The 15,516-nt window shown below is 59.8% G+C and carries 16 protein-coding genes and 1 tRNA gene; 11 read left to right on the plus strand and 6 right to left on the minus strand.

Annotation, left to right across the window (positions count from 1 at the left end; translation table 11 throughout):
• Nucleotides 1–75: 75 nt before the first annotated feature.
• From B5P46_RS32580 to mepA, 3 genes are all read right to left on the minus strand, one after another.
• Nucleotides 76–1,101, minus strand: a complete 1,026-nt coding sequence (locus B5P46_RS32580) for a glucokinase (protein ID WP_129422312.1) — start codon at nucleotides 1,099–1,101, stop codon at nucleotides 76–78.
• Between the two features lie 17 nt (nucleotides 1,102–1,118).
• Nucleotides 1,119–1,499 (minus strand): methylglyoxal synthase, encoded by a 381-nt coding sequence (locus B5P46_RS32585; protein ID WP_129422313.1) that lies wholly within the window; start codon nucleotides 1,497–1,499, stop codon nucleotides 1,119–1,121.
• Nucleotides 1,500–1,610: 111 nt separating this feature from the next.
• Nucleotides 1,611–2,687 carry a penicillin-insensitive murein endopeptidase gene (mepA, locus tag B5P46_RS32590; RefSeq protein ID WP_129422314.1) on the minus strand — a complete coding sequence of 359 codons (1,077 nt, stop codon included), beginning with the start codon at nucleotides 2,685–2,687 and terminating at the stop codon, nucleotides 1,611–1,613.
• 263 nt (nucleotides 2,688–2,950) lie between these two features.
• Between mepA and B5P46_RS32595 the strand changes: the two genes are divergently transcribed.
• From B5P46_RS32595 to pncB, 9 genes are all read left to right on the plus strand, one after another.
• Nucleotides 2,951–4,783 carry an extracellular solute-binding protein gene (locus tag B5P46_RS32595; protein WP_129422315.1) on the plus strand — a complete coding sequence of 611 codons (1,833 nt, stop codon included), beginning with the start codon at nucleotides 2,951–2,953 and terminating at the stop codon, nucleotides 4,781–4,783.
• A gap of 150 nt (nucleotides 4,784–4,933) precedes the next feature.
• Nucleotides 4,934–6,022 (plus strand): microcin C ABC transporter permease YejB, encoded by a 1,089-nt coding sequence (locus tag B5P46_RS32600; protein WP_129422316.1) that lies wholly within the window; start codon nucleotides 4,934–4,936, stop codon nucleotides 6,020–6,022.
• Nucleotides 6,022–7,170 (plus strand): ABC transporter permease, encoded by a 1,149-nt coding sequence (locus tag B5P46_RS32605; protein ID WP_129422317.1) that lies wholly within the window; start codon nucleotides 6,022–6,024, stop codon nucleotides 7,168–7,170. Before B5P46_RS32600 ends, B5P46_RS32605 begins: the two co-directional genes overlap by 1 nt.
• Before the next feature lie 72 nt (nucleotides 7,171–7,242).
• Nucleotides 7,243–7,533 (plus strand): hypothetical protein, encoded by a 291-nt coding sequence (locus tag B5P46_RS32610; RefSeq protein ID WP_129422318.1) that lies wholly within the window; start codon nucleotides 7,243–7,245, stop codon nucleotides 7,531–7,533.
• Nucleotides 7,533–8,036: a type II toxin-antitoxin system VapC family toxin gene (locus tag B5P46_RS32615; RefSeq protein WP_129422319.1), complete on the plus strand. Its 504-nt coding sequence runs from the start codon at nucleotides 7,533–7,535 to the stop codon at nucleotides 8,034–8,036. The genes B5P46_RS32610 and B5P46_RS32615 overlap by 1 nt, the downstream gene beginning before the upstream one ends.
• Nucleotides 8,033–9,661, plus strand: coding sequence for an ABC transporter ATP-binding protein (locus B5P46_RS32620; RefSeq protein WP_129422320.1), 1,629 nt, complete (start codon nucleotides 8,033–8,035; stop codon nucleotides 9,659–9,661). Before B5P46_RS32615 ends, B5P46_RS32620 begins: the two co-directional genes overlap by 4 nt.
• Nucleotides 9,662–9,670: 9 nt before the next feature.
• Nucleotides 9,671–10,630: a 2-hydroxyacid dehydrogenase gene (locus B5P46_RS32625; protein ID WP_129422321.1), complete on the plus strand. Its 960-nt coding sequence runs from the start codon at nucleotides 9,671–9,673 to the stop codon at nucleotides 10,628–10,630.
• An 84-nt stretch (nucleotides 10,631–10,714) separates the two neighbouring features.
• On the plus strand, nucleotides 10,715–11,062 hold the full coding sequence (locus B5P46_RS32630) for a hypothetical protein (RefSeq protein ID WP_129422322.1): 348 nt from the start codon (nucleotides 10,715–10,717) through the stop codon (nucleotides 11,060–11,062).
• A gap of 187 nt (nucleotides 11,063–11,249) precedes the next feature.
• Nucleotides 11,250–12,554, plus strand: coding sequence for a nicotinate phosphoribosyltransferase (gene pncB / locus B5P46_RS32635; RefSeq protein ID WP_129422323.1), 1,305 nt, complete (start codon nucleotides 11,250–11,252; stop codon nucleotides 12,552–12,554).
• Here the strand turns inward: pncB and B5P46_RS32640 are convergent.
• Both B5P46_RS32640 and B5P46_RS32645 read right to left on the minus strand, forming a co-directional pair.
• A complete protein-coding gene (locus tag B5P46_RS32640) occupies nucleotides 12,536–12,775 on the minus strand; it encodes a CrpP-related protein (protein ID WP_129422351.1) in 240 nt (79 codons plus the stop codon). The two genes, pncB and B5P46_RS32640, sit on opposite strands and share 19 nt — an antisense overlap.
• A gap of 440 nt (nucleotides 12,776–13,215) precedes the next feature.
• Nucleotides 13,216–13,425, minus strand: coding sequence for a KTSC domain-containing protein (locus B5P46_RS32645; protein ID WP_129422324.1), 210 nt, complete (start codon nucleotides 13,423–13,425; stop codon nucleotides 13,216–13,218).
• Nucleotides 13,426–13,828: 403 nt separating this feature from the next.
• Between B5P46_RS32645 and B5P46_RS32650 the strand changes: the two genes are divergently transcribed.
• Nucleotides 13,829–14,452, plus strand: a complete 624-nt coding sequence (locus B5P46_RS32650) for a hypothetical protein (RefSeq protein ID WP_245456347.1) — start codon at nucleotides 13,829–13,831, stop codon at nucleotides 14,450–14,452.
• A gap of 254 nt (nucleotides 14,453–14,706) precedes the next feature.
• On the opposite strand, the gene B5P46_RS32655 is transcribed toward B5P46_RS32650, so the two are convergent.
• A tRNA-Ser gene (locus tag B5P46_RS32655) sits at nucleotides 14,707–14,796 on the minus strand.
• Nucleotides 14,797–15,024: 228 nt separating this feature from the next.
• Between B5P46_RS32655 and B5P46_RS32660 the strand changes: the two genes are divergently transcribed.
• Complete coding sequence (locus B5P46_RS32660; protein ID WP_003555860.1) at nucleotides 15,025–15,342, plus strand: hypothetical protein; 318 nt, start codon at nucleotides 15,025–15,027, stop codon at nucleotides 15,340–15,342.
• The last annotated feature ends 174 nt before the right edge of the window (nucleotides 15,343–15,516 follow it).

A 15,516-nucleotide genomic window follows, 5' to 3' on the forward strand; every position in this document is an offset into this window, starting at 1 on the left:
TTGGGATTGGTTTGGCTAGAGCGCCGCGCCTCCGCATAGGATGTGCCAATGACGCTCTATCGTTCTGCGCCGGGCTCAGCGCCGCCAGCGGCGGCCCTCGGTCGAGACGCCGAAATTCGCCGGCATGCGCGCATAGGAGGAAAGTCCGGCGAGCGCTGCCAGCGGGTGCGTCACCACATAGGTCGGGATGGTGCGAAGCAGTGCCGTATGCGGCGCCTTGTCCTCGAAAGCGATGCGGAATTCCGGCTTCTTCAGCGCCGGGATGATTTTCTGCGAAATGCCGCCTGAGAGATAGACGCCGCCGCGCGCCATGAACACCATCGCCATGTCGCCCGCCACGCGGCCGAGATAGGTGGCAAACAGCGAGACGGTCTCTACGGCTGCCTTGTCGCTGCCGGCAAGCGCGTGCGAGGTGATATCGGCTGGATCCTTCATCGTCGGCTCAATGCCGTCGACCACGCAGATGGCATGATAGAGGTTGACGAGGCCGCGCCCGCAGAGGATCTGCTCGGCCGAAACGCGGCCTTCGATCGTCTCGATATGCGGGAAGATTTCATAGTCGCGTTTGCTGCGCGGCCCGAGATCGACATGGCCGCCTTCGCCGGGAACCGGGATCCAGCTGTGCTGGGCATGCACCAGCCCGCCGACGCCGAGGCCGGTGCCCGGTCCGAGCACGACGCGCGACGCGATCATGTCGCCGGTGGCGTCGCCGATGCGTTCGCGGTTTTCATCCGAAAGCGCGGCAATTGCCAGCGCCTGCGCCTCGAAATCGTTGACGACGAGCACATCCTCCATGCCGAGGCCCTCGATCATCGTCTTTGGCCGCACCACCCAGTCGCAATTGGTCAGCGGGATTTCGTCATCGTTGATCGGGCCGGCGACGGCGAGGATCGCCGAGCGCGGCTGCACGGCGGTCTTGTCGAGCACGCCTTGCTGGATCGCTTCGTCGATCGTGGCGAAATCCGCCGTGCGCACGTTCGGAAACTGCTTCGGCTCGGCATAAGCATCGGTCAGGATGGAGAAGCGGGCGTTCGTGCCGCCGATATCGCCGATCAGGATCGGGAAAGGCAGCGGAGCGGTGCTGTTGTTCGGTTTTGGCATGGCCGGTTCCGTGCTGATCAGGCTTCGAGTGTGGGAAGAAGTTTTATAGCGGTCGCGTGGTTGAGCGCCATCGGAATATCGTAGACGATCGCCAGCCGCATCAGCGCCTTCACGTCGACATCGTGCGGCATCGGGGTCAAGGGGTCGACGAAGAAGATCAGGGCGTCGACCTCGCCGGTCGAAATCAGCGCGCCGATCTGCTGGTCGCCGCCGAGCGGTCCGCTTTTCAGCCTCGTGACGTCGAGATCGGGGGCGGCGTCGAGCACGCGCCCGCCGGTGGTGCTGGTGGCGACGATCTTCCAATGGGAGAGAACGTCCCTATTGGCGCGGGCGAAATCGGCCATGTCGTCTTTTTTCTGGTCATGCGCAATCAATGCAAGGCATTTGCCGCCGGCCATCAATCCCTCCGCCCGAACAATTCAATCGATTTGACCGCTTTATACCAAGAATTTGCGATTTGAAAGACAACGCCCCGATCCCGATCCCCAGGGGTTGGTCCGAGGGTTTGGTCATTGTACCGCCGGCTTGTCGTTCGGAACCGGGCCGACATCGGGCAAAGCGCCATCGGCGTCGGTGGCAGGCGCTGCGGTCGGAGCGGCGGCGAGCGCGCTTGCGGCGGAAGGTCCGCCATAGGTGGCGGCCTGCATCGAGCCGACGGAAGCAGCATCGAGCACGGCGGCGCAGGCTTTGGGCAGGTCGGAGACCATCATCTCGCGCGGCGGCTTCGGCGGCTTGGCGCCGGGCTTCGGCGGTTTCGGCGGCGCCCAGGGCGCCGGCGTAAACCAGTAGGCGAGCGACTTGTCGCAGCCGTCGCCGGTGGCGACCGGGGCCTGCGGCGTGCACCCGGCAGCACCCGGTGGGCACTTGATGCGGATGTGGAAATGCGAGTCATGGCCGTATATCGGCCGGAGTTTGCCAAGGTTGGTGCGGTCGCCCCTCCAGGTGTCGCACATTTTCTTCTTGATGGCAGGATTGACGAAAATGCGCTCCACTTCGGGATAGCTTGCAGCCAGCATCAGCAGCCGCGCGTGCGATTGCGTCCACACCTTGGGGTCGACGGTCAGGAACTTGCCCTTCTGCAGCATGGTGGTGAAGGGCAGATCCTGGCGCTCCTCGGCCGTCATGCGGCGCGTGGGCATCGGCGTGAACCAGATATCGGCATCGAGGCCGATCTGGTGCGAGGAATGGCCGTTCAGCATCGGCCCGCCTCGCGGTTGCGCAATGTCGCCGACGAGAATGCCCGGCCAGCCGGCATATTTGACCCCGTCCTGCGAAAGACGTTCGAGCAGCGCGATCATCGCCGGATTGCCCCAGCGGCGATTGCGCGAAAGCCGCATCGCCTGCCAGGTCGGCCCGTCGGTCGGCAGCGCCACCGCACCCGTCATGCAGCCCTTTGCGTAAAAGCCGATCGGCTGTGCCGGTCCCTGCGTCGGCAGGCCGACGGCGCCGAACTGCCCTTTGGCGCTGCCCGGGCTCGGCGTCTTCTGCTGGGCGCCGACGTCGCCGGCGGCGAGGCTTGCGCCGATTGCGCCGGCAAGCGTCAGTTTGCCGAATGTCCTGAAAGCCTGAGCGAAGCCAAAAGCCATGCTGTTCCCTTAATTCGATGTCGAAGTGATTTGCACTCGAATCTATCCTGAAAAGCGATTTTGGTGAATCGATGATTTGCTGGACGGGCGCAGGAGGGGCCGGTGACGGAACGCCGCAGCGCCTCAGGCATTGACAGGAGCTGACCTTTGACAGGAGCTGGCGGCTCAAAATTTCGCGAGCCCGGCAAAAACCAGACTCTCTCCTGTTTTTCGCCCCTATTTCTCGTATTGTCGGATCCATCAATATTCAGGGGAAAATGGGAATGGCGGCTTTGTGGTCGAAAATCGGTCTGTTTCTGTCGCTTGCGGGTGCTCTGGCGCCGCAGGCGGCATTGGCTGAGGGCCAGCCGTTTCAGATCGGAAGCTCGGTCATCAGCGAGATGAAGTACAAGCCGGGCTTTACTCATTTCGACTATGTGAACCCTAATGCCCCGAAGGGTGGAGACCTGCGCCTCTCCGCGAGCGGGGCCTTCGACACCTTCAACCCGCTACTTGTCAAAGGCCAAGTGGGAGTAGGCCTGACGCTCGTATACGACACCTTGATGAAGGCGGCAGATGACGAGCTGCTTGTCTCCTACGGTCTGCTTGCCGAAGGGCTGTCTTTTCCCGCCGACGTCTCGAGCACGACCTTCCGCCTGCGTAAGGAGGCAAAATGGGCAGATGGTCAGCCGGTAACGCCCGAGGATGTCATCTTCAGCCTGGATAAGACGAAGGAACTGAATCCCATCAGCGCGAACTACTACCGGCACGTGGTGAAGGCCGAGAAGACCGGCGAACGCGACGTGACCTTCACTTTCGACGAAAAGCACAACCGCGAGCTCCCGAATATTCTCGGCCAGTTGGTGGTCGTGCCGAAACACTGGTGGGAGGGGCAGGGACCGGACGGCAAGCCACGCGATATCTCAAAGACGACGCTCGAGCCCGTGATGGGTTCGGGACCTTACAAGATTGCTTCCTTCTCCCCCGGCGCGACGATCCGCTACGAATTGCGCGATGACTATTGGGGCAAGGACCTCAATGTGAATGTCGGCCAGAACAATTTCCGCAACGTCGTCTACACCTATTTTGGTGATCGGGACGTCGAGTTCGAAGCCTTTCGCGCCGGCAACAGCGACTACTGGCAGGAAACCACGGCTGCCCGCTGGGCGACGGGATATGATTTCCCCGCGGTGAAGGAAGGACGTGTCAAGAAAGAGGAGGTTGCAAACCCGCTGCGGGCCACCGGCATCATGCAGGCTCTCGTGCCCAACATGCGACGTGACCTCTTCAAGGACATCAGGGTCCGCGAGGCGCTGAACTATGGACTGGATTTTGAGGAGCTGAACCGCACCGTTGCCTTTAACAGTTACAAACGCATCGACAGTTATTTCTGGAATACCGAACTCGCCTCCTCCGGCCTTCCACAAGGTAGAGAACTGGAAATTCTGCAGGGCATGAAGGATAAGGTTCCGCCCGAAGTCTTCACGACGCCCTATGCCAATCCTGTCGGAGGCGATCCGCAGAAGAGCCGCGACAATCTACGCAAGGCAATTGCGCTTCTGAAAGAAGCCGGCTGGGAGCTCAAGGGCAATCGCATGGTCAATACCAAGACTGGCCAGCAGATGAGTTTCGAGATCCTGTTGTCGAGCCCCATGCTGGAGCGCTGGGCGGTGCCCTATGCCAGCAATCTCAGGAAAATCGGCATAGATGCGCGCGTGCGGACGGTCGATGCCTCGCAAAACGTCAACCGTGAACGCAGTTTCGACTTCGACATGATCTGGAATGTCTGGGCGCAGTCGATGAACCCTGGCAATGAGCAAGCCGACTATTGGGGATCTGGTTCGGTCAACCAGCAGGGGTCTCAAAATTACGCAGGCATCGCCAATCCGGCCGTCGATGAGCTCATCCGCATGATTATCTTCGCGCCGAACCGCGATGAACAGGTCGCGGCGATCAAGGCGATGGACAGGGTACTGCTTGCCAACCATTACGTCATCCCGCTGTTCTACCGCGGTACCCAGAACATCGTCTATTGGAACACGATCACCCATCCCGCCGAATTCCCGACCTATAGCCTGGGCTTCCCTGATGCCTGGTGGTCGACCTCGGCGAAATGAGCGGGCTTGCATTGAAGGCGGCCTCGGCTCCAAATGGCGCAAGCGAATCACGACAAGCCGGTACGGCCGGCAAGGGAAGGCTGGCGGATTGAGCAGCATCGGACTGGACGGCAGGCAGACAAGAAGAAGATTTCCGGAGGCTGAAGGCTGATGGGCGCCTATGTCATTCGCCGCCTGCTTCTGATGATCCCGACCATCGTCGGCATCATGGCGATTTCCTTCATCGTCATTCAATTCGCACCGGGAGGTCCGGTCGAGCAGGTGATCGCCCAATTGACCGGTCAGGCCGATGGCGCCGATCAGCGCCTGTCCGGTGGCGGTGACCTGATGGGTGACGGAGGAGGGGACGACGGCTCCAGATACCGCGGCGCCCAAGGGCTCGATCCGGAACTGATCGCCAAACTCGAAAAACAGTTCGGCTTCGACAAGCCGCCGCTGACCCGTTTTGGCGAGATGATGTGGAATTACATCCGCTTCGATTTCGGCGAGAGTTTCTTCCGCAACACTTCCGTGCTCGAACTCATCAAGGAGAAGCTTCCGGTATCGATCTCGCTCGGCATCTGGATCCTGATCTTCTCTTATGCCATTTCCATCCCGCTCGGCATCCGCAAGGCGGTCAAGGACGGATCGACCTTCGACGTCTGGACGTCGGGCGTCATCGTCGTCGGCTACGCCGTCCCGAGCTTCCTCTTCGGCATTCTGCTGATCGTGCTTTTCGCCGGCGGCTCCTTCTACGACTGGTTTCCGTTGCGCGGCCTGGTCTCCGACAATTTCGATCAGCTCGCCTGGTGGCAGAAGCCGCTCGATTATTTTTGGCACCTCACCCTGCCGCTGATCTCGCTTTCGCTTGCAGCCTTCGCGACGACGACCCTGCTGACCAAGAATTCCTTCATCGAGGAAATCAAGAAGCAGTATGTCGTCACCGCCCGCGCCAAGGGTCTGAATGAGCGGCAGGTGCTCTACGGCCATGTCTTCCGCAACGCCATGCTGATCATCATTGCCGGTTTTCCCGGCGCCTTCATTTCCGCTTTCTTCACCGGCTCGCTGCTGATCGAGAACATCTTCTCACTCGACGGCCTCGGCCGTCTCGGCTATCTCTCGGTCATCAACCGGGATTACCCGATCGTCTTCGCCACACTCTACATCTTCTCGCTGCTCGGCCTCGTCGTCAGCCTGGTTTCCGACCTGATCTACACCTGGATCGATCCGCGCATCGATTTCGAGCGGAGGGATGTCTGATGGACGCCGCCGCAAATCCCGCTGTCGCAACACCCGTCAAGCCGCCGCGCAAAGGCCTGCTCTCGCCGACCAACATTCGCCGCTGGCAGAATTTCCGCGCGAACGGCCGCGGTTACTGGGCGCTGTGGCTGTTCATGGTCTTGTTTATCCTCAGCCTGTTTGCCGAGTTCCTCGCCAACGACCGGCCGATCATCGCCTCCTACAAGGGCGAGATCCTGTTCCCTGTCCTCGTCGATTATCCCGAGGAGAAGTTCGGCGGCTTCCTGGCCGAAACCGACTACCGTTCCTCGGTGATTGCGGACGAGATCAATGCCAATGGCTGGATGATCTGGCCGCCGATCCGCTATTCCTACCGCTCGGTCAATTCCAACATTCCGCATTCGGCCCCCACCGCTCCCTTCTGGCTGATGACGAAGGAGGAGCGCTGCGCCGGCTACCCGCAAGGGGTGAATGATCCGGATTGCACGCTTGGCAATCTCAACTGGCTCGGCACCGATGACCAGGCGCGCGACGTGTTGGCGCGCGTCATCTATGGCTTCCGCATATCGGTGCTCTTCGGCCTGGTGCTGACCATCTGCTCGGCGGTCATCGGCGTGACGGCGGGTGCGGTGCAGGGCTATTTCGGCGGCTGGACCGATCTGCTGTTGCAGCGCTTTATCGAGATCTGGTCGTCGATGCCGGTGCTTTACATCCTGCTGATCATCGCCGCCATTCTGCCGCCAGGCTTCTTCGTGCTGCTCGGCATCATGCTGCTCTTTTCCTGGGTCGGTTTCGTCGGCATCGTGCGCGCCGAATTCCTGCGCGCCCGCAATTTCGAATATGTCCGCGCCGCCCGCGCGCTCGGCGTCAACAACCGCACCATCATGTGGCGGCACATGCTGCCGAACGCCATGGTCGCGACGCTGACCTTCCTGCCCTTCATCCTCTCCGGCTCGATCACCACCCTGACCTCGCTCGATTTCCTCGGCTTCGGCATGCCGCCCGGCTCCCCCTCGCTCGGTGAGATGATCGCCCAGGGCAAGACCAATCTGCAGGCGCCGTGGCTCGGGCTGACGGCCTTCTTCGCCATGTCGATCATGCTTTCCCTGCTGATCTTCATCGGCGAGGCCGTGCGCGATGCCTTCGATCCGAGGAAGACGTTTCAATGAGTGGAGTCATCTCGTCATTTCCAGGCGTTCAGACTAAGGTTAGGCATGACGCAACTTTTGAGGCACAGGCCGATGAACAAGATCGTGTTTGAGCATTATCCTGCATCGAAGCTGCCGGAAGAACTCCGAAAGGGCCTGGAGAAAGACGCCATGGTGCGTGTGGTGATCGAGGAGGAAGCCAAGGAGGAGGGGAGAGACCCTTTTCCAGGTTTCAGAAACCTGCCGAAAATTGAGCGGAAGCCGATGACCACAGGCGAAACCCTCGCCGCCATTCGGCGCATAAAAGCGGAAGACAGGCCGTCGGTGACTGCCGAGGAAGCGGTCGCCAGAATTCGCCGGCTGCGGGATGAATGGGATGATTGATGCAAGGTGTCAGTAGAATTTATCTCGACACGAATATTTTCATCATGGCATTCGAGAGGCGGGACGAGACGAGTGATCGCCTCGCTCAACTGCTTGCCGCCGGCGATGCTGATGCCGAGCCGAGATTCGTGACGAGTGAGTTGACGCTGTCCGAGCTTCTGGTGACGCCATATCGTCAGAATGACGACAGCCTGATTGAAGCGTATGAAGGGCTGATCCTGACGAGCAGCTGGCTTGAAGTGCTCCCGATCGTTCCACCCACACTTCGATATGCTGCTGTGCTGCGGTCTCAATATGGCAGCCTGAAATTACCGGACGCCATTCATCTATCGACGGCCATCGGCGCAAACTGTTCGCATATCCTGACGGACGATCGGGGAATAAAGGACGAATACCGGCTCACCCATCGCATATATGGGCGGACAGCGGAAGCTCGGCCCTTGACCATTCTTCGTCCGGACGAGCCCACTCTTTCCTCCCTCCTGAGAAGTCTGGCCGAATGACAGAACCGTTGCTTTCCGTCCGCGATCTCTCGGTTGCCTTTCATCAGGGCGGCGAAACCTCGCTCGCCGTCGATCACATCTCTTTCGATATCGCCAAAGGCGAGGTCGTGGCGCTTGTCGGCGAATCCGGCTCCGGCAAGTCGGTCTCGGCCAATTCGATCCTGCGGCTTCTGCCTTATCCTTCCGCAAGCCACCCCTCCGGCGAAGTCCTGTTCAAGGGCAAGGACCTTTTGAAAGCGTCGGAGCGGGCACTGCGCGAAGTACGCGGCAACGACATCACCATGATCTTCCAGGAGCCGATGACCTCGCTCAATCCGCTTCATACGATCGAGAAGCAGATCGCCGAGATCCTCGCCCTGCACCAAGGCCTCACCGGCCAGCCGGCGCGTGAGCGTGTGCTGGAATTGCTGAACCAGGTCGGCATCCGCGAGCCGGAGAAGCGGTTGAAGGCCTATCCGCACGAGCTCTCCGGCGGTCAGCGCCAGCGCGTCATGATCGCCATGGCGCTCGCCAACCGACCGGAATTGCTGATTGCCGACGAGCCGACCACCGCGCTCGATGTCACCGTGCAGGCGCAGATCCTCGAATTGCTCCGGCAGTTGAAGGCCGTCCACGGCATGTCGTTGCTGTTCATCACTCATGATCTCGGCATCGTGCGCAAATTCGCCGATCGCGTCTGCGTCATGACCAAGGGCAAGATCGTCGAAACCGGCACCGTCGAGGAGGTCTTCTCCAATCCGAAACATGAGTACACCCGCCACCTCCTTGCCTCCGAACCGCGCGGCGAGCCGCCGCTTGCCGATCCCTCGAAGCCATTGGTGATGGAAGGTTCGGATATCCGCGTCTGGTTTCCAATCAAGGCTGGGCTGATGCGCCGGGTCGTCGATCACGTCAAGGCGGTCGACGGCATCGACCTTTCGCTGCGCGCCGGACAGACGCTCGGTGTCGTCGGCGAGTCCGGTTCCGGCAAGACCACGCTCGGCCTGGCGCTCACCCGGCTGATCTCCTCGCAAGGGCGAATTGCCTTTGTCGGCAAGGATATAGCCGGCTATTCGTTCAGCGAGATGCGGCCGCTACGCAATCAGCTGCAGGTCGTCTTCCAGGATCCCTACGGCTCGCTCAGCCCCCGCATGTCGGTCGGCGATATCGTCGCCGAGGGGCTGAAGGTGCATGAACGATCGCTGACATCAGAAGAACGAGACCAGCGCGTCTGCTGGGCGCTGGAGGAGGTGGGTCTCGATCCCCTGACCCGCTGGCGTTACCCGCATGAATTCTCCGGCGGCCAGCGCCAGCGCATCGCCATTGCCCGGGCCATGGTGCTGAAGCCGCGCTTCGTCATGCTCGACGAGCCGACTTCCGCGCTCGACATGAGCGTGCAGGCGCAGGTGGTCGACCTCCTGCGCGATCTGCAGAAGAAGCACGACCTCGCCTATCTCTTCATCAGCCATGACCTGAAGGTGGTGAAGGCGCTTGCCAACGACGTCATCGTCATGCGTTTCGGCAAGGTAGTGGAGCAGGGGCCGTCGGCGGAAATCTTCCGCGCGCCGAAGGACGATTACACCAAGGCGCTGATGGCCGCTGCTTTCAACATCGAGGCGGTGCCGACACCCGCCGTACAGCAATAAAAGAAGATCATGTCTGCAACTCCTCCCGTTCTCATCGACATCAAGTTCAATCCCGAAGGCGTCGCCCGCGTGCTGAAGACGGCCTTTGCCGATCGAGGCAGCATCAATCTCGCCGATCCGGCCAATCAGGCCCGCGATCTCCGCGAGGTCGAATACGCGCTTCTCTGGAAACCGGATGCCGACCTTTTCGCGCGGGCACCGAACCTGAAAGTGATCTTCTCAGGCGGCGCTGGCGTCGACCATATTATCGGCATGGACGGCCTGCCTGAGATCCCGATCGTCCGCTTCGTCGACCGCAGCCTGACGACCCGTATGAGCGAATGGGTGGTCATGCAATGCCTGATGCATCTGCGCGGCCAATACGCCCATGACAGCCACCAGCGGCAGCGTGAGTGGGCTAAGCTGATCGCGCCGGAGGCGGCGGAAGTGACCGTCGGCGTCATGGGTCTCGGCAATCTCGGGCAGGATGCGGTCGCCAAGCTGAAAGTGATGGGGTTCAACGTCATCGGCTGGTCGCGCAGCCGCAAGCAGATCGATGGCGTCGAAACCTTCGATGCCAGCGAGTTGGATAGCTTCCTTGCAAGAACCGACATCCTCGTCGGCCTGCTGCCGCTGACGCCTGAAACATCAGGCTTCCATAACGCCGGGCTGTTTGCGAAGCTGCGCCGCAACGGCGCGCTCGGGCAGCCAGTTTTCATCAATGCCGGCCGCGGTAAAAGCCAGGTCGAGGCCGATATTACTTCCGCCATCCGTGACGGCACCCTTGGCGGCGCTTCCCTCGATGTCTTCGAGGCGGAGCCGCTTGCATCAGACAACCCGTTGTGGGAATTGCAGAACGTCTTCATCACGCCGCACGACGCGGCGGTCTCCGAAGAAAACGCGCTGTTCCGTCATGTCGAGACGCAGATCGCCCGTTTCGAGCGTGGCGGGCCGCTGCAGTTCGTGGTCGACCGCGCCGTCGGCTATTGAGCTTTCGGAACCTTCCAGACAGCCACCCGTTTCTTCTGCGGAAATTCTTGCCGGCGAGGCCGGTTAAGACAGTGGAAGGAGACGATGATGGCCCATCAGACGGAAACACGCTGGGAAAAGTCGGATGGCAAGCTTCACAAGGAAGAGCAGATCCCGCCCGTGAAGGCAAGGCAGGGACGCATGGGTTATCGCGTCCTGACGGTGCTGATCGTCGCGTTGGTGCTTGCCTTCGTGGTTTGGATACCGGTCGAGATCTGGGGTAATCGCGAGGCAAACGAAGTGGCACCGCAGCAGCCAGGTCAGCAGCTCCAGTCGCAGCAGCCTGCTCCGGCCCCCGCGCCGGCGCTACAGAACGGCACTGCCGTTCCAACCGAAACGCCGAACACAACGCCGGCCGCTCCGAATGTGGCGCCCGCAACGCCGGCCCAATAGTCGTGAGCAAAACCATGTTCACGTCCCGTCGCCACACCGCGGCGGGACGTTCATTGTTTTGTCTGGACTTTAGCCGCCGATTTTTCGATAAGAAGGCACACGAGCCGGTTTCGTGCGCCGGCTGGGAACTTGGCAGTACCCGGGAATTTGGCAGCACCTGACCGGAGTGGACAGGGGCGGGAGTTTGATGGCCAGGACCGATATCGCAAGACGCGTCTACAATCACGCCTGGAAACTCGATCCGATCATCCGCAGCCTGATCGATACCGACTTCTACAAGCTTTTGATGCTGCAGATGATCTGGAAGCTCTATCCGGATGTGAACGCGTCCTTCACCCTCATCAACCGCACCAAGCGCGTACGTCTGGCCGAGGAGCTCGATGAAGGCGAATTGCGCGAGCAGCTCGACCATGCCCGCACGCTGAGACTCTCCAAGAAGGAGATGATCTGGCTTGCGGGTAACAGCTTCTATGGTCGCGCGCAGATCTTCGAACCGGAATTCCTTGCCTGGCTTTCCAATTTCCAGCTTCCCGAATACGAGCTGTCGAAGAAGGACGGGCAATATGTGCTGGATTTCCACGGGTCGTGGAAGGAAACCACCATGTGGGAAATCCCGGCGCTCGCCATCGTCAACGAGCTGCGCTCGCGCTCGGCGATGAAGGCGCTCGGTCCCTTCACCCTCGATGTGCTCTATGCCCGCGCCAAGGCGAAGATGTGGTCGAAGGTCGAACGGCTGAAGGAATTGCCGGGCTTGCGTATCTCCGATTTCGGCACCCGCCGCCGCCACAGTTTCCTCTGGCAGCGCTGGTGCGTCGAGGCGCTGAAGGAAGGCATCGGGCCGGCTTTTGCCGGTACCAGCAACGTATTGCTGGCGATGGATTCCGATCTCGAGGCCGTCGGCACCAATGCCCACGAGCTGCCGATGGTGGCTGCCGCCCTTGCCGATACCGACGAGCAGTTGCGCAACGCGCCCTACAAAATCCTTCGCGATTGGAACAAGCTCTATGGCGGCAACCTTCTGATCGTGCTGCCGGATGCCTTCGGCACCGCCGCCTTCCTGCGCGACGCGCCGGAATGGGTCGCCGACTGGACCGGCTTCCGCCCGGACAGTGCCCCGCCGATCGAAGGCGGCGAGAAGATTATCGACTGGTGGAAGAAGATGGGCCGCGATCCGCGCCAGAAGCTGCTGATCTTCTCGGACGGTCTGGATGTCGACGCCATCATCGATACCTACCGGCATTTCGAAGGCCGCGTGCGCATGAGTTTCGGCTGGGGCACGAACCTGACGAACGATTTTTCCGGCTGCGCGCCGATCGAGATCTCCGGCCTCAACCCGATCTCCGTCGTCTGCAAGGTCAGCGACGCCAACGGCCGTCCGGCGGTGAAGCTCTCCGACAACCCGCAGAAGGCGACCGGCGACCCGGCTGAGGTCGAACGCTACCTGAAATTCTTCGGCGCCGAGGACAGGATCGATCAGACCGTTCTGGTATAGGTCCGGGACAAGGCGCCGCCATCCCGGGGCATATTGATGTGCCCCGCCATCGCATCCTCGATCGACCAACCGAAGCGCCAGGCGTCGAACATCGAGTACCATTCCTGGAAATCGGCGATCGGCAGGATATCCGGCTTCGACATCGGATTGTCGGCCAGGCTGCGGCCACGCGCACGGTCCCGTGCGCCACGTTCCTGCATCTCAAGCAGATTCTCGAACATCATCACCCCCCGGTCCTATCCGATAGCTTTATGCAATCATGCTAATAAAGCGTTGTCGAGTCCTGATGTAATGATTCGGGTTTTTCACAGGATTAACCCCAATGCGCTAGTTCACCGGATGGAGACCGGAGCCCGCGGAGCATCATGCGATCTCAATTAAACAAGAGGAGCAGAGGGCATCTGAAACCCACTCATGCGTTTCGCCACTACGCTCCACCAAGCATGCCGTGACGGGGAGGCCCGGCTTCCTGGCTGGGGTCCGCCACCGAGCCTCCCGGCTGGCCGACTTTGAACCAGCCGGCAGCACCGACAAACTGCCGCCTTCCGGCAGGCGTGATCCAACCCAGATGATATCGATGGCTAACAACAAGTTAATATCCACCGGCATCGTCCCGATCTTACGCAATCCTGCAACGTAGGCTGGCGGCATTCCTCGGGTTTCAGGCAGCCAACCTGCGAAATCGGGTTCTGATCCGGTCGAGATAATAATGGCCGGGAGACGGCGCCACCGTCATCGCATGGGCTTCCGAGGAGGGAACGCCTTCGAACAGACGCTCCTCGCCATTCTTGAAACAAATCCTGAGCCGCCCGTCTTCCTGGCTGAAATAGACGGATTTGATGATCTTCGACTGTACCGAAAGTTCTTCCACCTGTTTTACCTCTGTTTTTTAAATTTGGCAGACGGTAAACCCAAACGTGCAAAGAGGCGGTGAAGCCGCATGGTAAAAAATCAGGAATCTTGCTTAGGTCGTCGGGACGTCAATCGATACCGTCGCCACACCTCGACACGGCCGATTGATGGCTTCTGCAGGGTTTCGGTACGGGAACTTGCTGAAAAGAAAGATCAACGTTTGACAGCACCATGTTTTAATGACGATATCTTCCATCCAGAGGCGAGGGATAGTAGGGGTGCAATGTTAGGGTGAAACGATTTCTTTTGTAAGACGTAATCTGTCTTTTGTATGTGTTGTTGTTGCGGCCAATTGCGCACTGGTCGGTTTTGATGATTACAGCGGCGGAAACAAAAGTAATTCAGCGCAATTTTTCGTTTCTTTGTCTTTTGGATTCTTCATTCAGAATGCAATATTAAATGGAGACGGGAAAGTTTCAAACCTGACCAGCGGCATGCGTGGGTTTGGTGGCTACATCTGGAAGAACTTGCTTATTATCCTCGTCGTCATTGGAATCGGGATTGGTGCCCCTGTCGCATTCGGCGCCGCTTCTCTATCAAGGAACGCATTTCTACTCTCATGTCTTGCGGTGATCGCAATGATCCTTCCGCTGCTCCTTGCCCTTGTCGGAACCTGGCCTATTGCCGGAATTGCGGGCTCTAAAAGCGGGCTTTCAGCTGCCTTCAGCCGGGGGAAACGCGGTTTGGTTCCCACCTTTTTACGGCTGTTTGCCGGACTGATTCTTCCCTTCATCGGTGCTTTAATATTGATGACGGCAGCAACATCGCTGTCATACGCAGCCGATAGCATCTTCTCGGACGGAAAACTGAACCTCATCGCTTTGGCAATACTGGTGATTTGCCAATGGGCGTCGACATTCGGCCTGTGCTACGTTTCGATCGTCTTGGCTCGCAAACTGCTGAGTTCCGAGGCTCCGCGGCCTCCAATCGGAGGACGTCAAGGGAATGCGGTCGCAGCGACGAGCGTCTCGGAAGTTTTCGAATAGGGCCTACAGCGCCGCACGTCTTTTCAGACGCGCAAAGGACGCTGCACACGCTAAATCTACGCGTCGGCCCGAATCGATTCCGATATTCGGGCCGACGCGCTAGTCGTGATCATGCTGAGCCGCCGCCGGGGCATTCCAATATCTGCAAGTCCGGGAATCTCGGCAGGGGCGTTGAGGCTGCTGCCACACACAATAGATCGTCACGAAGGCTGGCACGGCCGTGCGAAGGAAGGATCGGGGGTTTTAAAGAGAAATGGCGGACAGGGTGGGATTCGAACCCACGGTACGCTTTCACGTACACACGCGTTCCAGGCGTGCGCCTTAAACCACTCGGCCACCTGTCCTTTTTTGGCGTTCGCGCCCGGATAGGAGCAAATCGTCGGAACGGCGCGATATATACCGATGAATTTTTGCCGATCAACCGAAATCTAACAGTTTTTTGACTTCTTCCGATAAAACTCGCCTCGGCCACTCCATTGTGCTTCACCTCATCGATGACTATGTAATTCTCTAAGGTGGAGAATGGCGCGGCCGGCCGGAATTGTCCGGCATATCGAGCGTCGGAGGAATTGATGCGTTTCCTGTTGCGTCTGGCGAGTCTTGTCGCGCTTGCGGCGGCCGTTATTGCCGGGACCATCGATTCGATCCAATCGGTTGCGGCGTCCTCCGTGGTGATGACGCCGATCTCCGATGCCTGGCAGGATGTGAGCCCGACGACGCTGACGTCGCTGCAATCCTCCCTTTCCTATTATATCCACCCGCGTTTCTACACCGTCATCTTCCAGTGGCTGATGCTCCAACCGGCCTTTGCCGTTTTCCTGGTGATCGCGCTGCTTCTGTGGATGATCGGCTACAAGAAGCCGCCGGTGGCCGGTCGCTTCACTGCATAGCAAGGTGGTTTTGCCGGCGCGATCCGGCGAGAAATCCGGATGGGCGGCACCCGCTCTTCGACCTCGGTATTTGCCGCCGGATTGGCTAGAAAATCCGCATTCGGATGCAAGGAATGTCCAAAAATCAGCCCCGAAGAGCTGATTTTCGGCAATCGCTGCAAATCTTTACCAGCT

The sequence above is a fragment of the Rhizobium leguminosarum genome (assembly GCF_004123835.1).
GTDB lineage: Bacteria > Pseudomonadota > Alphaproteobacteria > Rhizobiales > Rhizobiaceae > Rhizobium > Rhizobium leguminosarum_M.

Excerpts from the sequence above, each read along its gene's own strand:
- B5P46_RS32580 (WP_129422312.1), bottom strand. The coding sequence starts at position 1,101 with ATGCCAAAACCGAACAACAGCACCGCTCCGCTGCCTTTCCCGATCCTG.
- B5P46_RS32640 (WP_129422351.1), bottom strand. The coding sequence starts at position 12,775 with ATGTTCGAGAATCTGCTTGAGATGCAGGAACGTGGCGCACGGGACCGT.
- B5P46_RS32610 (WP_129422318.1), top strand. The coding sequence starts at position 7,243 with ATGAACAAGATCGTGTTTGAGCATTATCCTGCATCGAAGCTGCCGGAA.
- B5P46_RS32600 (WP_129422316.1), top strand. The coding sequence starts at position 4,934 with ATGGGCGCCTATGTCATTCGCCGCCTGCTTCTGATGATCCCGACCATC.
- B5P46_RS32585 (WP_129422313.1), bottom strand. The coding sequence starts at position 1,499 with ATGGCCGGCGGCAAATGCCTTGCATTGATTGCGCATGACCAGAAAAAA.
- B5P46_RS32625 (WP_129422321.1), top strand. The coding sequence starts at position 9,671 with ATGTCTGCAACTCCTCCCGTTCTCATCGACATCAAGTTCAATCCCGAA.
- B5P46_RS32630 (WP_129422322.1), top strand. The coding sequence starts at position 10,715 with ATGATGGCCCATCAGACGGAAACACGCTGGGAAAAGTCGGATGGCAAG.
- B5P46_RS32620 (WP_129422320.1), top strand. The coding sequence starts at position 8,033 with ATGACAGAACCGTTGCTTTCCGTCCGCGATCTCTCGGTTGCCTTTCAT.
- pncB (WP_129422323.1), top strand. The coding sequence starts at position 11,250 with ATGGCCAGGACCGATATCGCAAGACGCGTCTACAATCACGCCTGGAAA.
- B5P46_RS32605 (WP_129422317.1), top strand. The coding sequence starts at position 6,022 with ATGGACGCCGCCGCAAATCCCGCTGTCGCAACACCCGTCAAGCCGCCG.
- mepA (WP_129422314.1), bottom strand. The coding sequence starts at position 2,687 with ATGGCTTTTGGCTTCGCTCAGGCTTTCAGGACATTCGGCAAACTGACG.
- B5P46_RS32660 (WP_003555860.1), top strand. The coding sequence starts at position 15,025 with ATGCGTTTCCTGTTGCGTCTGGCGAGTCTTGTCGCGCTTGCGGCGGCC.
- B5P46_RS32615 (WP_129422319.1), top strand. The coding sequence starts at position 7,533 with ATGCAAGGTGTCAGTAGAATTTATCTCGACACGAATATTTTCATCATG.
- B5P46_RS32595 (WP_129422315.1), top strand. The coding sequence starts at position 2,951 with ATGGCGGCTTTGTGGTCGAAAATCGGTCTGTTTCTGTCGCTTGCGGGT.